Source organism: Heyndrickxia oleronia (genome assembly GCF_017809215.1).
Classification (GTDB): Bacteria; Bacillota; Bacilli; order Bacillales; family Bacillaceae_C; genus Heyndrickxia; species Heyndrickxia oleronia.
Map to the genome: position 1 here is coordinate 496,144 of NZ_CP065424.1, position 16,616 is coordinate 512,759.

Annotated in this window: 11 protein-coding genes; 8 read left to right on the forward strand and 3 right to left on the reverse strand. The window is 36.9% G+C overall.

Going from position 1 to position 16,616, the window contains the following annotated elements; translation table 11 throughout:
- Positions 1–1,356: 1,356 nt before the first annotated feature.
- From I5818_RS02570 to megL, 3 genes are all read left to right on the forward strand, one after another.
- Complete coding sequence (locus I5818_RS02570; protein ID WP_078109155.1) at positions 1,357–2,325, forward strand: carbohydrate ABC transporter permease; 969 nt, start codon at positions 1,357–1,359, stop codon at positions 2,323–2,325.
- Between the two features lie 4 nt (positions 2,326–2,329).
- Positions 2,330–3,148, forward strand: a complete 819-nt coding sequence (locus I5818_RS02575; RefSeq protein WP_071975448.1) for a carbohydrate ABC transporter permease — start codon at positions 2,330–2,332, stop codon at positions 3,146–3,148.
- 117 nt (positions 3,149–3,265) lie between these two features.
- Positions 3,266–4,447 carry a methionine gamma-lyase gene (megL, locus tag I5818_RS02580; protein WP_078109154.1) on the forward strand — a complete coding sequence of 394 codons (1,182 nt, stop codon included), beginning with the start codon at positions 3,266–3,268 and terminating at the stop codon, positions 4,445–4,447.
- A 293-nt stretch (positions 4,448–4,740) separates the two neighbouring features.
- On the opposite strand, the gene I5818_RS02585 is transcribed toward megL, so the two are convergent.
- Both I5818_RS02585 and I5818_RS02590 read right to left on the reverse strand, forming a co-directional pair.
- A complete protein-coding gene (locus tag I5818_RS02585; protein WP_078109153.1) occupies positions 4,741–5,583 on the reverse strand; it encodes an aldo/keto reductase in 843 nt (280 codons plus the stop codon).
- A gap of 48 nt (positions 5,584–5,631) precedes the next feature.
- The gene (locus I5818_RS02590) at positions 5,632–6,828 is read right to left on the reverse strand and encodes an MFS transporter (protein ID WP_078109152.1); all 1,197 of its coding nucleotides are present in this window, start codon (positions 6,826–6,828) and stop codon (positions 5,632–5,634) included.
- Positions 6,829–7,006: 178 nt separating this feature from the next.
- Between I5818_RS02590 and I5818_RS02595 the strand changes: the two genes are divergently transcribed.
- The 4 genes from I5818_RS02595 (at position 7,007) to liaG (ending at position 9,856) form a co-directional block, all read left to right on the forward strand.
- Complete coding sequence (locus I5818_RS02595) at positions 7,007–7,381, forward strand: winged helix-turn-helix transcriptional regulator (RefSeq protein ID WP_058004091.1); 375 nt, start codon at positions 7,007–7,009, stop codon at positions 7,379–7,381.
- A gap of 44 nt (positions 7,382–7,425) precedes the next feature.
- Positions 7,426–8,400, forward strand: a complete 975-nt coding sequence (locus I5818_RS02600) for a 2-hydroxyacid dehydrogenase (protein ID WP_078109151.1) — start codon at positions 7,426–7,428, stop codon at positions 8,398–8,400.
- 17 nt (positions 8,401–8,417) lie between these two features.
- A complete protein-coding gene (locus I5818_RS02605; RefSeq protein ID WP_078109150.1) occupies positions 8,418–8,879 on the forward strand; it encodes an NUDIX hydrolase in 462 nt (153 codons plus the stop codon).
- A gap of 119 nt (positions 8,880–8,998) precedes the next feature.
- On the forward strand, positions 8,999–9,856 hold the full coding sequence (gene liaG, locus I5818_RS02610) for a LiaG family protein (protein WP_078109149.1): 858 nt from the start codon (positions 8,999–9,001) through the stop codon (positions 9,854–9,856).
- 80 nt (positions 9,857–9,936) lie between these two features.
- Here liaG and I5818_RS02615 read toward each other — a convergent pair whose 3' ends face one another.
- Positions 9,937–11,406 (reverse strand): MDR family MFS transporter, encoded by a 1,470-nt coding sequence (locus tag I5818_RS02615; RefSeq protein WP_078109148.1) that lies wholly within the window; start codon positions 11,404–11,406, stop codon positions 9,937–9,939.
- A 682-nt stretch (positions 11,407–12,088) separates the two neighbouring features.
- On the opposite strand from I5818_RS02615, the gene I5818_RS02620 reads away from it, so the two are divergent.
- A complete protein-coding gene (locus I5818_RS02620) occupies positions 12,089–16,423 on the forward strand; it encodes a S8 family serine peptidase (protein WP_078109147.1) in 4,335 nt (1,444 codons plus the stop codon).
- Positions 16,424–16,616 lie beyond the last annotated feature (193 nt).

Sequence of the window (16,616 nt, forward strand, 5' to 3'; positions counted from 1 at the left end):
AAGTTTCTATAAAAGAGGACGAGAGCTTTCTCTTCCTCTTTTTGAAATATGAATATGAGTCATTAGGATTTGGAAAGGAACCAAACAAAAAATAAAGAAGACCAGTTAAAAAAAGAAGGAAACTAGTCAATAAAAAGGAAGAACCACTCAAAAAAGAGCCAGAACCATACAAAAGTCGAGGAATCAAACAAAAAAAAGAGAAGACCAATCAAAAAAAGAGAGAAACCAATCAATAAAAAGGAAGAACCACTCAAAAAAGGTCCAGAATCATACAAAAGTAGAGGAACTAAACAAAAAAAAGAGAAGACCAGTCAAAAAAAGAGAGAAACCAATCAATAAAAAGGAAGAACCACACAAAAAAGAGCCAGAACCATACCAAAGTAGAGGAACTAAACAAAAAAAAGAGAAGACCAGTCAAAAAAAGAGAGAAACCAATCAATAAAAAGGAAGAACCACACAAAAAAGAGCCAGAACCATACCAAAGTAGAGGAACTAAAAAAAAAAGAGAAGACCAGTCAAAAAAAGAAGGAAACTAGTCAATAAAAAGGAAGAACCACACAAAAAAGAGCCAGAACTATACAAAATTCGGGGAACCAAACAAAAAAAGAGAAGACCAGTTAAAAAAAGAAGAAAACCAATTAATAAAAAGGAAGAACCACTCAAAAAAGGTCCAGAACCATACAAAAGTCGAGGAACCAAACAAAAAAAGAGAAGACCAGTCAAAAAAAGAAAGAAACCAATCAATAAAAAGGAAGAACCACTCAAAAAAGGTCCAGAACCATACAAAAATCGAGGAACCAAACAAAAAATAAAGAAGACCAGTCAATAAAAAGGAAGAACCACACAAAAAAGAGCCAGAACCATACAAAAGTCGAGGAACCAAACAAAAAAAGAGAAGACTAGTCAAAAAAAGAAGGAAACTAGTCAATAAAAAGGAGGAACCACACAAAAAAGAGCCAGAACCATACAAAAGTCGAGGAACCAAACAAAAAAAAGAGAAGACCCGTTAAAAAAAGAAGGAAACTAGTCAATAAAAAGGAAGAACCACTCAAAAAAGGTCTAGAACCATACAAAATTCGAGGAAGCAAACAAAAAATAAAGAAGACCAGTCAAAAAAAGAAGGAAACTAGTCAATAAAAAGGAAGAACTATTCAAAAAAGGTCTAGAAACATACAAAAGTAGAGGAACCAAACAAAAAATAGAAAAGACCAGTCAAAAAAAGAGAGAAACCAATCAATAAAAAGGAAGAACCACACAAAAAAGAGTCAGAACCATACAAAAGTCGAGGAACCAAACAAAAAAAGAAGAAAACCAGTCAAAAACAATTTACTAGTGAGTACCGAGAGGAGGGCACGAATGGAGACACCAAATATAATAAAGAATCAATCGGCTATTGTTCATCCGAAACAAAAACGCAGAAAGAAGCTTACAAAGGATCATGTCTTAGCGCTTAGCTTTTTATTACCTTCTATCATATTAATTGCTATTTTTGTATATGGATTCATTGGATGGACTGGATATGTTTCGTTAAGTAATTGGAATACGCTCGTCCCAGATTTTTCATTTGCGGGTTTGAAAAATTATTTGTATTTATTTAACGATTATCGTTTTCAGGCAGATGTCCGTAATACGGTGGTGTTTACCGTTCTATTTATTGGCTTAGTTTTATTGATGGGACTCGTCTTGTCCATCTTTCTTGATCAAAAAATACGTGGTGAATCGATATTTCGAAATATTTTCTTTTTTCCAATGGCATTATCTTTTGTTGTAACAGGTGTGGTATGGCAATGGATTTTAAATCCATCGACTGGTGTTAATCTTTTTTTAAAGAAATTTGGAATTGAACCTCTATGGTATACAGATACAAATATTTTGGCAGGGTTTAAGTTAGGTCACATTGAAGTGGGAGTTCCTGTAGCAATTCTTGCAGTAGTGATTGCAGCCGTTTGGCAGATGACAGGATTTTCGGTAGCGATGTATTTAGCTGGACTTCGTGGAATACCTGATGAATTGAAAGAGGCGGCACGGATGGATGGAGCAACCGAATTTCAAGTTTATAGAAAAGTGATTATTCCACTTTTACGTCCGATTACAATAAGCGTGGTGATCATCATGGCTCATATTTCATTGAAAATATTTGATTTGATATTTGCTATGACTGGACCAGGTGCGAATTATGTTACGGATGTTCCAGGAGTGTATATGTTTGAAACGACTTTCCGTGGCAACTATTATGCCAATGGGGCAGCAATTGCGATTATGATGTTATTATCGGTCGCTATTTTTATCGTACCTTACTTAATAATGAGTAGGAGAGGTGATTAACGTGGTGCTTAGGAGCTTTTCAAAACCATTGATTTATATCATTCTTATCCTGCTTGCGTGTCTTTTTTTAATTCCTGTTTATGTTATTTTAGTCACAAGTGTTAAACCTTTAGATGAAGTAACATTGGTCAATATGTGGAAGCTTCCTTCTGAAATTGATTTTAGCAGTTATGGGCAAGCGTTTGAAAAATTGGCGCCTAATTTTATGAATTCACTTTATCTAGTTATTCCTGCAACCATACTTTCTGCTTTGTTAGGTGCCTTGAATGGATATGTTCTTTCAAAATGGAAATTCAAAGGATCGGAAGTCCTTTTTACGCTTATATTATTTGGGATGTTTATCCCATATCAAAGCATTTTGATTCCATTAATCCAATTTTTAAGAAACATAGAGCTCTATAATACGATTCCAGGTTTAGTGTTAGTACATGTAGTATATGGGATACCAATTACTACATTAATGTTTCGTAACTTTTATGCGAATATCCCTTTATCAATGATTGAGTCAGCAAAAATCGACGGGGCCGGTTTTTTACGAATTTTTACTAATATTATGCTACCTTTATCTATTTCTGGATTTGTTGTTGTTGCAATATGGCAGTTTACAAATGTATGGAACGAGTTCTTATTCGCCATCTCGATTACCACTTCGGATCAGCAACCAATCATGGTGGCATTACAAAATTTATCAGGAAGTCAAATTGTACAATGGAATGTTCAGATGGCAGGAGCTGTACTAGCAGCACTACCAACATTATTAGTTTATATCCTATTAGGGAAGTATTTTGTTAAGGGATTACTTGCAGGATCAGTAAAAGGCTAGCTCTTCATTGAGGCAGCCTTTTTTGATATGAATAGAATAGTTGAAAACGCTTCCAATAATTAACTATCTATCATATGATAGATATATAGCTTTATATTTTTAGGGGAGGTCACTTAGATGGTAAAGCAGAAGCGATTTGAAACAGAGGTTATTCATAATGGCTACGATTCCATGCAGCATGAAGGGAGTCTTGTGCCACCATTATTTCAAACGTCAACCTTTACTTTTCCAACTGCTGAAGAGGGGGAAAAGCGTTTCGCGGGGGAAACAGAGGGGTATATTTATTCACGATTAGGGAATCCAACGGTACGAGTGCTTGAAGAAAGGATTGCCGCTCTTGAAAAGGGAGAGATGGCTTTGGCCTTTGGATCTGGGATGGCTGCTGTTTCGGCAACCCTTTTTTATTTAACAAAGACAGGGGATCATATTCTTTGTTCAGAAGGAATCTATGGCTGCACGTTTGGTTTACTTCAATTAATGGAAAATAAGCATCAGATTAGTCATGATTTAATTAACTTTTCAAATGAGGAAACAGTAAGGTCTGCTATTAAGGATAATACCACATGTATTTATATCGAAACGCCTATTAATCCAACGATGAAATTAGTAGATTTAGAGATGGTCGTACAGATTGCGAAGGAAAAGGGAATTCCTGTTGTTGTTGATAATACTTTTTGCTCTCCTTATTTACAACAGCCTTTAACCCTAGGTTGTGACTATGTGATTCATAGTGCGACCAAGTATATTGGTGGTCATGGAGATGTGATTGCTGGATTGGTCGTAGGTCGGAAGGAAGAACTGAGCGAAATGATGATGACGACGCTTAAAGATATTGGCGGAATCATTAGTCCTTTCGATGCTTGGTTATTAATTAGAGGATTAAAAACATTGCCGGTTCGCTTGGATCGCCATTGTGAGAATGCAACTAAAATTGCGAATCAGCTAAAAAAACACCCTAAGGTGAAAATGATGTACTTCCCTGGTGATCCAGATTTTCCACAGTATGAACTTGCTAAAAGACAAATGAAGCATCCTGGTGGAATGATCAGTTTTGAGATTGACGGTACTAAAGAAGAGGCACAGCAGTTTTTAAATCATTGTCAATTAATAAAAATTGCGGTTAGTCTAGGGGATTCTGAAACATTAATTCAGCATCCAGCAACGATGACACATGCAGTTGTTCCTGAAGAAGAGCGTATAAAAATGGGCATTACTAATCAACTGATTCGTTTATCGGTTGGTCTTGAAGCGTGGGAGGATATTTGGGACGATCTTAAGCAGGCATTAGATCAGTTATAAATAAAGGCTGTTTTTGCCGGCTTTTACACCCAATAAAGGATGCCAGCGGTTCTTATGGAAGATTGCCGTTCTTTTCTTAGTAAAATGAAAGGTGTAGCGATCTGCAGCCGATAGTTAATCGTTAAAACTTTACTTAAATAAATAGCAACAAAAAAGAGCCAAAAGAAAAAAGGGTCAACCTCACAATGCAATATTCTAGTTCTGTAAAAAGTAGTTTCTTTCTAGAATATGCTTATATGTGAGGTCAGACCCTTTTAGAGTTTCCTATTTATTTAAGTTGAAAATGGATAGAGTTAAAAATCGAAATTATCTGGATCGGGACCGACACGATGATTTTCATTTAATGCATCAATTTGCTTCATTTCATTTTCAGATAATTCAAAGTCAAAGATTGATGCATTTTCAATCATTCTTTTTTCCTTTGTTGATTTCGGTATAGTGATAACACCATTTTGTAAATCCCATCGTAGGATAACTTGGGCAACTGATTTTTGATGGTTCGTTGCTATCTCTTGTAATGTAGGATGATCAAATAATCCTCCTTGCATTAACGGTGCCCATGCTTCCAACTGAATACCATGTTCTTTACAAAATTCATGGAGTTCCTTTTGAGTTAAACGAGGATGGTATTCTACTTGGTTTACCATCGGTTTGATTTCTGCATGTTTCAATAAGCTTTCTAAATGATGAATGTTGAAGTTACTTACACCGATGGCCTTAATTTTTCCTTCTTTATAAAGTGTTTCTAATGCTCTCCATGTGTCGATATATTTCCCCTCTACCGGCCAATGGACTAGGTAAAGGTCTAAATAGTCTAATCCAAGTTTTTGTAAACTAGTTTCGAAAGCTGCTAAGGTAGATTCATATCCAAAGTCATCATTCCATACCTTTGAGGTTATGAAAAGATCCCCGCGTGAAAGTCCTGTTTCATCAAGTGCTTCTTTGATTCCTTGACCAACACCTTCTTCATTTCCATATACTGCTGCTGTATCGATACTTCGATATCCATTGATGATCGCTGCTTTTACAGACTGGACTACTGTATCCCCATCCGGAACTTTAAATACTCCTAACCCAAACCATGGCATTTTTACTCCATTATGCAATGTTGTTGTATCCTGTAAATGTTGAATCATTTTAATTCCTCCTAATAGATAAAATAGTTATAGTTATCAATCGTTTTATTAATTAACTTTACGTTGACGATCCTGTTTCTCAAGTTTCAAGCTCCAACTAGTAAGAATAACAGCCCCAAGTACCATTAATGCGCCGATCCAAGCGGTATGAATAAGCCCGATCGAATGTGTGATTATACCACCTAAATAGGATCCAAGCGCTATACCAGCGTTAAAAGCGGCAATATTTACGGCGGAGGCAACATCAATCGCGCTTGGTACAAATCGCTCAGCTAAAATAACTACATATGTTTGTAAACCAGGAACGTTCATAAAAGCTAACAGTCCCATGAAAAGAATAGTTATAAGTCCTGCTAATTTAAAAGGTGCAGTAAAGGATAAAATAAATAACACAATAGCTTGGACAATAAACATATAAAATAATGAGCGAATAGGGTTTCGATTAGAAAGTTTTCCACCTAGCATATTCCCTATAGCAATAGCGACCCCATAAATGAGCAAAATAACGGCAACAGTACCTTCTTTAAATCCCGTTACTTCCTGTAATAGAGGGGATAAATAGGTGAAGACAACAAATGTACCTCCATATCCTAAGGCAGTAATAATAAATAAGAGCATTAGCCGACCATTTGTTACTAATTTAACTTGATCCCGAAAGGATGTCTTTTCTCCTTTTTTTAAATCGGACGGAACAAGAAACCAGTTTGCAAAAAAGCCAATAACACCGACAATAACAATTAATAAAAAGGCAAGTCTCCAGCCGAATTGTTGACCGATAAATGTACCAAATGGAACACCGGTGACTGTAGCAACGGTTAATCCTGTAAACATAATAGAAATGGCGCTTGCACGGCGATTTTCTGGTACTAAATCCGCAGCTATGGTTGATCCAATTGACATGAATATTCCATGAGAAAAGGCTGCAATTACACGTGCAACAAGAAGAACACCAATAGATGTTGCACTAAATGCAAGACTATTTCCGATGATAAAGATGATCATAATCCACAGTAATAAAGATTTGCGCGACATCCTAGATGTCACAGATGTTAGGATGGGAGCTCCGAAAGTGACTCCCAATGCATATAAGGAAACCGTTAAACCTGCTGTTGTAACGGGAATATTTAAGTCATTTGCAATGAGTGGTAATAAACCCACACTAATAAATTCAGTTGTACCAATGGCAAACGCACTTACTGCGAGTGCTAATAATGCCATCGTACTTCGTCTTTTATTTAAAGACATGTTCATTCCTCCTTGTTTTTTGGAAATATATATTAATAAAAACTTATAGTATAATTCGACCGGCAAATGCTATTATGGAAGATAGAAATAAGTTTGGGAAGTACGCACTTTTTTGTTATATAGGAACACAAAAGTAATATAGGTACTTTTTAGTTCCTATTAGAAGAGGAGGATCATTATGCAAAAAAAGAAATACAATATTTCAGTAGAAGCAACCCTTGAGGTAATTGGAGGAAAGTGGAAGTGTGTGATTCTATGTCATTTGACACATGGAAAAAAACGCACGAGTGAGTTAAAACGGTTAATGCCGAATATTACACAAAAAATGTTAACTCAACAATTACGTGAGTTAGAAGAGGATGGCGTCATTAATCGAATTATCTATCAACAAATCCCGCCGAAAGTAGAATATGAATTAAGCGAATATGGTTGGACATTACAAAGTATTTTAGATTCTTTATGTGCATGGGGAGAAAAACATATTACCAAAGTTTATGGGGATACCACTACTGTTTTAGAGGAAAGTATTTTAAATGATCATCTCAAGGATTAGAGGGAAATGATTCATCCTTCTAGAAGTAAGTATGGGGTGATGAAATGAAACCAAAAATTTATATTACAAGAAAAATTCCTGAAAAAATCTATCATTACTTGCTTGACCATGTAGATATACGTATGTGGGATAAAGAAGATGTACCAGTACCAAGGGAGATTTTAATACAAGAAATTCAGCATGTAGATGGTTTACTTTGTCTTTTAACAGAAACTATCGATGCAGAGCTTCTTTCATATGCATCCCATCTGAAGATTATTAGTAACCTAGCCGTAGGTTATAACAATATTGATGTGAAGGCCGCCTCACAAAAGGGAATCATTGTCACTAATACCCCTGGTGTTTTGACGGAAACAACGGCTGATCTCACTTTTGCTTTATTAATGGCTACTGCACGAAGGATAGTGGAAGCTTCTGAATATTTACGGAGTGATCAATGGAAAACTTGGTCACCTATGCAGTTAACCGGTCAAGATATTTATGGATCGACCATTGGAATAATCGGTATGGGTCGAATAGGTCAAGCCGTTGCGAGAAGAGCAAGAGGTTTCGGAATGAATATCCTTTATTACAGTCGTGCACGTAAGACTAGCTTGGAGGAGGAATTGGGATTAGGATATTGTGATTTAGATAAACTTCTCATTAACTCTGATTTTGTTAGTATTTTAATTCCTTACAGCCCAGAAGTACATCACATGATTGGTGCAAGGGAATTGAAAATGATGAAAAACTCGTCTATTTTAATTAATACGGCTCGTGGTGGGATTGTTGACGAGAAGGCTCTATATGAAGCCTTGAAGGATGGAGAAATTTGGGCTGCAGGTTTAGATGTTTTTGAAAAAGAGCCTCTTGACCTGAATTCTCCGTTATTATCATTACCAAACGTAGTCACACTGCCACATATCGGAAGTGCCAGTAAGAAAACAAGACTAAAAATGGCTGAGTTGGCTGCGGAGAATCTTATAAGAGTTTTACTTGGTGGAGAGCCTATTACACCTGTAGATGAATATAAAATCTAATAAGGGAGTTATTAAATTTGGGATATATTGAAGACATACGCAAGCTGGTTGGTCATCGACCATTAATTTTGGTTGGTGCAGTAGTTGTCATGGTTGATGAGCATGGCCGCATTTTATTACAGCAACGAAAATATCCAAAGGGATCATGGGGCTTGCCGGGGGGCTTAATGGAATTAGGGGAATCAACTGAAGATGTGGCTCGCAGGGAAGTCTTTGAAGAAACAAGGTTAACAGTTGAGGATCTAAGGTTGATAAATGTTTATTCAGGACCTAGTCAATATATAAAGGCAGAAAATGGTGATGAATTTTTTGCCGTAACAGTTGCTTATTACACGGAAAATTATAGTGGTACGATCGTAGTCGATCAGGCTGAATTAAATGATTGTCAATTTATAGATCCGCTTGAACTTCCAGAAGGAATTGTAAAAAGTCATCGTAAAGTTGTGATGGATTATTTAGCTCTAACAAAGAAACAGTGAGAAAGATTTTTTTATCCTACGTCTAAGGTCTTAACTTTTTTTAAATCTATAGTACATTGTTGCAGGTAGAATTATTCCTTATGATGAAAATAAGAAGTTGACAGGAAGGAAGATAAGGGATGAAAAAATTATTGTTTTTTCTAGCTGTACTCATTGTTCTATATTTTGTCGGTTCAAATGTAAAGCAAGCGTCATGGTTTCCGTTCGGGAACAAAGGAGAACAAACGGAATCCATAAAGAATATTGATAAGATTGATTTAGATATTGGCAGTTATGATGTGAAAGTCATTCCAGATGATCGTGAGGACATAAAGGCTGAAATAACAGGAAAAGGGAAGTTAAACATGAATCGTAGTGGAAATACGATTCGGATAGAAGTAAAACGGAAATGGTTAGACGGAATCAATTTCTGGTCTAAAAGCAGATTAAATGTTTATATCCCTGAAAGCTACGATCAGGATATTGATCTATCTATTGGATCTGGTCGTATCGTGATGTCAGGGAAGGCTGAAAATAGTCCTATGAAACTAAAGAATCTTAATGTGAAAATGGGCTCTGGAATAGTGAAACTGGAAAACTTAGATGTCCAGCGTTTTTACCATAAAGGGTCTTCTGGTAAATCTAATATAAATGCGATCACTGCTAAAACAGGTACAATTAAAATGGAGTCGGGTATTGTAGATGTGAATCAATATAAAGGAAAGCTTGATGCAAAACTTTCTTCTGGTAAAATGGATATTCAAATGGCAGAATTAAATGATTCAATTATGATGAAGGTAAACTCTGGAATGGCCAATCTTGATCTTCCGAAGGATGCGAGCTTTACCTTAAATGGAGAGGTAGGCAGTGGAATTTTCTCTTGTGATTTTCCGCTAAATAATAAACAAAATAATGATAAAGTAGTCAAAGGCACTCATGGTTCAGGAGAGTATAAGATAGATGCTAAGGTTTCAAGCGGTAAACTGAAAATTTATTAGTAGTCAGTAGTCAGGTTGAAAATATTGTATAAAAAATAGGGTTGTTATCAAGGAATTAATCCCTTAATAACAACCCCTTTTTAGTTAACTTCTCTTTCTGCACGTAGCTTTGGTAAAAGGAACGAAATAAAAAAGCCAACCAAAGCAATAATCATCATAGCGATAAATAAATGGTGTAAACCGAATACGAGAATTTCCCGTAATGATGCACGTATTTGTTCAGGTAGTTCTTTTGCGAGATTCGGATTAATCAATTGATTTAAGCTTTCAGTATTCACATTGGATTGAGTTGTTTTAACTGAAATTGATGAGTTGAAATAAGTTCCAAGAAGAGCAACCCCAACAGATTGCCCTAATGTCCGGAAGAATGTATTGGAAGCCGTTGCAGCACCTCTCATTGACCAATCAACAGCGGATTGGGCACTGACCATAGTAATAGTCATTACCATTCCAAATCCTACTCCAATTAGAGCGGCTAATAAATAGAAATAAAATTCAGCCGTATGAATATTGAAAAACATTAACCAAATGGTTGAAATGAAAATAACTGCAGTACCTATAGCGACGGTCAACCGTTCACCATATTTTAATAACAATCTTCCCCCAAGAAAGGAACCAATCATCCAGGTAATAGACATAGGAGCGAGCATAAGACCAGATATGGTTGCTCCGTGTCCAGTAACCCCTTGTACCCACATTGGGATATAAACGGTAATCCCGATAAGTACAGCACTTGCAAGAAAACCGACAACATTTGCGATGGATACTGCCCTTAATCGGAAAAGTTGTAGTGGAATTAAAGGCTCTTTTGCTTTTGATTCAATAAAGATAAATAAGACTAATAATACTATTCCAATCCCAAATGTAAGAAGAATTGAAGGTGAGGTCCAATGATGAGTATCTCCTCCTCTTTGCAGGGCAAAGAGCAATGCTAACATACCAATTGAAAATGTAATTGCTCCCGCAAAATCAATTTTCTTTTTCGTTTTTTCAATATTTTCTTTTAAAGCAAAACCAACCATTAACATCGCAAGAATGCCAAACGGTACATTAATATAGAATATCCAATGCCAAGATAATTGGTCTACGAAGAATCCACCAACAAGTGGTCCAATTACTCCGGCTATTCCCCAAGCGGCTCCCATAAGACCTAGAATTTTTGCTCTTTTTTCATATGGGTAAATATCTGCAATGATCGTCGTTGTTACAGGCATGACTGCACCTGCACCAATTCCTTGTATTGCACGGAAAATAATTAATTGTTCCATTGTTTGAGCTAAACCACATAGTGCAGATCCGATAAGGAAAATAATAGTGCCGATCATAAAAATAAATTTTCTACCATATAAATCTGACAGCTTGCCGAAAATTGGTACAGTTACTGCGGATGTTAATAAGTAAATCGCAAATACCCAGTTCATTAATTCGATCCCTTTTAAATCACTTACAATTGTCGGCATTGCAGTGCTGACAATTGTCCCTTCAATAGCGGTTAGAAAAGTAGCGACAAAAAGGGCAATTGTAACCATTTTTGTATTTGTTTTTTGCATTTAAACCCTCCAATTAAAAAATGATAAAGCTAGATTCATAATCATTGCTTATTTTGTACGTGAGTCAAATCTTTATATATTAAATTCTAGCAGGACCTTTCTCTGCTAAATGATTAGGACTTCAAAGCCGACAAAATTCAAGAAACGATTCATTGCTAAAGTCTAGTATCATTCTAGTCTTTGGCTTTGTCAATAAAAATAAACGCTTCATATGTAAAAAGAAGGATATCCTAAATGGATATTTATTATTATATGGGTAAATATACCACTAGTTTTTTTTACTTATGCTCTTCCTTAGGTACTTTAAGACTAATATTGCTTTTTTTTACCTTTTACAAGGGGGATAAAGTAGGTTTAAATTCGTGTTTTTCAGTAGTGATATGGAAATTTTTAAACAATAGTTGAGTGTACCTATATAGAGGTGTAATAAAAAGGTTGAGATCTCAACCTTTTTCATTAAAAAGAATGGGCTTGTGTAGTTCTTTTGGCACTTTATGAAAATGTTAATTGATACGATTCTACTAATTTCTGAAAATTCAGACCAACAGCGACAAATTATGACAAATATTTTTTGTTTATAGAGATATATTTATTTTGACAACTAAGAACCTTCACCAAGCAGTCTATAGAAAGGAGGAAAGTAGTTGTCATCTTTTATTTTGAGAGGGGAGGAAAACTAGAAATGAAAAGAAAAAAGGTCAAAAAGGCCACCTCGGTTTTAGCTACCGTACTGATGTCTGTATCCTTGCTTACACCAAGTTTTGCAAATGCAGAATCATTATCTGTAACGAAAAAACCACACACTTCACTCTTTGACACTAAAGGAGGGGTAACAAGTTCCAAGGTCAGTGAAAGGCTTTTACAACAATTTAAGTCTGACAATGATCAGGTTACTTTCCTTATTAAATTCAAAGAGCAGGCAGACACGAAAAAGGTCGCTAAAAAAGCAGCCGAAAATGCAAACAAGGCAAATCTTTCAGCAGTGAAAACAGAACTTGCAAAACGTTCAGCTGTTGTATCCGAATTACGTGCAACAGCGATGAGTACACAAGCTGAAGTTATTAAGTTCCTCGAAAAAGAACAGAAGAATGGCAATGTGAAGGATTTCGAATCTTTCTATATTGTTAATGGAATGGCGGTAACAGCGACGAAGGAAGTCATGCAAAAGCTTTCAAACTTTGAGGCTGTTGGAAAAGTTCTTCCGAATGAAACACGTCAGCTGTTTAGTAATGTAATTCAAGCGCCAAATAAAGTAGTAAAACCAGCTGTTGAACCAAAAGAAAAAACAAATAGTATCGAATGGAATATTGATCGTGTCGGTGCACCACAGGTTTGGAATATGGGAATCGATGGTACTGGGACGGTCATTGCAGGTATTGATACTGGTGTTCAATGGGATCACCCAGCATTGAAAGAAAAGTACCGAGGATATAATCCTGCCAATCCAAATTCACCAACTAATGCCATGAACTGGCTCGATGCAACTGCTGGCCGAGCAACACCATATGATGATCACGGACATGGTACACATACGATGGGAACGATGGTTGGTTCTGAACCAAATGGAGCTAATCAAATTGGAGTCGCTCCTGGTGCAAAATGGATTGCTGTAAAAGCATTCACAGCCGCTGGTGGAACAGATGCTGATCTACTAGAAGCAGGTGAATGGGTTTTAGCTCCTAAAGATGCCCAAGGGAACCCACACCCAGAAATGGCTCCTGATGTAGTAAATAATTCTTGGGGAGGCGGACCTGGATTAGATGAATGGTACCGTGAAATGGTTCAAAACTGGAGAGCAGCAGAAATCTTCCCAGAATTCTCTGCAGGTAATACAGATATATTCAATCCAGGTGGACCTGGTTCAGTCGCCAATCCAGCAAACTATCCAGAAAGCTTTGCTACAGGTGCAACAGATATCAACAATAAATTAGCAAGCTTCTCATTACAAGGACCATCTCCATATAATGAGACTAAGCCTGAAGTATCAGCACCAGGTGTAAATATTCGCTCATCAGTTCCAGGAAGTGCTTATGAAGGTGGTTGGAATGGAACATCGATGGCAGGCCCACATGTTTCGGCAGTAGCTGCATTATTACGTCAAGTCAATTCGGCAATTACTGTTGATGAAATTGAACAAATTCTAATGGATACAGCAACACCATTAACAGATTCAACATTCCCTAACTCTCCGAACAATGGATATGGGCATGGCTTAGTAAACGCCTTTGACGCAGTATCTTCCATTATGAATGGACTTGGAAAAGTAAAAGGTCAAGTAGCGAAAGCTGGAGATGATACGGAAGCACCTACTTTAGAGCACAGTGCAATTTCTGAAACATATTCAGGCATGGATTTAACTGTATCTGCACAAGTAAGTGACAATGTTAGTGTATCATCTGTTACAGTAGAGTATCAAAATGAAAATGGGGAATGGCAAAGCGTAAATGCTGAAAGAAAATCCGGAGATTTCAAAACTGGAGAATACTCAGCAGTCATCCCTGGTGACAAGATTAAAGAACCTTCTTTAAAATATCGTTGGAAAGTATTAGACTTTGGCAATAATGAAGTGACAAGCGAAATCTATGAAGTTAATGTCCTAGCTGGTATCACAGTTGGTTATTCTCAAGACTTCGAATCCACTCCAACTGGTTGGACTTCCTTTGGAACTAAAGATACATGGCAGTGGGGTGTACCAACTTCTGGACCAAGAAGTGCTGCTTCTGGTGAAAAGGTATATGCAACGAATCTTGCTGGAAACTATGATAATAGTGCCAATATGACACTTGTTATGCCTCCAATCGATCTTCCAGAAGGAAACACATATCTACAATTCAAAAATTGGTATGAATTAGAGAATAACTATGATTTTGCCCATGTATTTGTTTCAACTGATCGTGAGAACTGGACACAGCTTTTACGATTAAATGGCACAACAAGTAGCTGGACAAATCAAGAAGTAAATCTATCGCAATATAGCGGACAACGTATTTATATTGGATTCAATTTAAAATCCGACGGAAGTGTTCCGAAACAAGGCTGGTATATTGATGATGTGAAACTTTCAGCAACATCAATTAGTGGAAAAACTTCTGCAGGTAAAGGTACATTAGGTGTGGTTAAAGATGATGTAAAAGACTCAGCGAAAAAAGAAAAGGTAAATCCAGCTACAATTAAACCGGAATTACCTAAGAAAGATGCTCCTCCTACCCAAGAGGAACAAGTTAATCCTACACTATTACCTATAGGTGCGCAAGTAAGTGTAGTAGAAACTGGACGTTCTGTAGCAACAAATCCAGCGAATGGTGAATACGAAATGTCCCATGCAGCTGGCACATATACTCTACAAGCTGATGCTTATGGATTCCGCCCTGCACAGCAGAGTGTAAACATCCAAAATAATGGTGTGGCAACAGCGAATTTTGTATTAGAAGAATTAGCAAAAGGAAATGTTAGTGGTACTGTAACAAATAGCTCAACAGGTGAACCAGTACAAGGGGCAACTGTTCTACTTGTAGAAGATGCGGCTGTCGCTCCGGTTCAAACTGATGCAAGTGGAAATTATGATCTAACCGCATATGAAGGAACTTACACATTAAAAGTTATTGCACCTTACTATCATGGTCAAGATATTGAAGTGACAGTAAATGGTGGAGAAACAGCCAATATCAACATTGACTTAGAGCCAATCATCAGCTATCCTGGCGGTGATATCGGTTATGATGACGGTACAGCCGAAAATGCACGCGCATTCTATGATGCAGGAAATGGCTGGGCAGTGAAAATGTCATTACCAGAAGGCAAAAAATCTGCAATTGTTACAGCAGGTGTATTCCGTTTCTGGGATACAGAATGGCCTGTACCGGGTGGCACAGAGTTCAAGGTAGAAGTTTGGGATGCTTCTGGAGCTGATGGAGCACCAGGTAAGAAACTTGCTGGACCAATTGATGCTACAGCACTACGAAATGGTGATTGGACAGTTGTCGACCTTTCGGCACAAGGAATTGTCGTAAATGGAGACTTCTATATGGTTTATATTCAATCACAACCAAATCCTAATACTCCTGGATTAGGAACGGATGAGAATGGACCAAATGCAAAACGTAGCTGGCAATTAGTTGGTGGGGCTTGGTCACCATCACCTGCGGATGAAGGAAACTATATGATTCGTGCACGTGTTAGCTATGAAGTGGAAGTGCCAACCATTACATCTCCGAAAGATGGAGAGTTTACAAATCAAGAAACAGTAAAAGTGGAAGGTACAGCTTCTCCAGCTACAGATGTGCATATTTTAAATAATGGTGAAGAAGTCACAACTGTTAAAGCTTCTGAAAATGGAACATTTGCTTCTGATGTTACGTTAGCAGAAGGAGAAAATGTTTTAACAGTGAAAGCTTCTGTAGAGTCTGGATCAACGGAAGAATCCGCTCCGGTTAAAGTAGTATTGGATAAAACAAAACCAACTCTTTCAATTGATAGTCCGAAAAACAATGAAAAAACAAACAAAGAAACAGTGACTGTAGAAGGTACTGTAGAAGATGCTAACCTTGATTGGGTAAAAGTAAACGGTCAAGCAGCAACTGTAAAAGATGGAAAATATTCTAAGCGTATCATGCTAGAAAACGGAGAAAACGAAATCAAAGTGGTTGCTCAAGATAAAGCAGGCAATAAAGTGACTCAAAAAATTACAGTCACTGCACAATACGATGGACCTGTAATCGAAAACCTATTGCCAACAGAAAATAAAGATCTGAAGCCAGGAAGTTCTGTCAAAATTGAATTTGATAGTAAACCTGGACTTAAAGCAACATTTGCTATCCACATGCCTTTAACAAATGTTGAAGATGATAATGCAACAGAATTGCCAATGATGGAAACATCTGAAGGCCATTATGTTGGTTACTGGACAGCAACAAACAACATAAAAGTTGAAGGTGCCGTCATCGAAGTCAAAGTAGTCGACGATTTCGGTAATGTGGCTACAAAACTAGCAGAAGGTAAAATTAATATTATTGAATAAGCGAGAAAAAATACCTAGCAAGGGATGCCCTTGCTAGGTATTTTTTATTCAAGAGGCAGAAGGTGCTAGATGAACTTTGGCAGCCTGCATATTGGAAAAACATCCTTTTTGTAAAAAAACTGAAAATTAAGGTGACCAGATGTTGTCATCATAATTTGTTTTATGGTAAGATATTTATAACTTTTTACAGAAC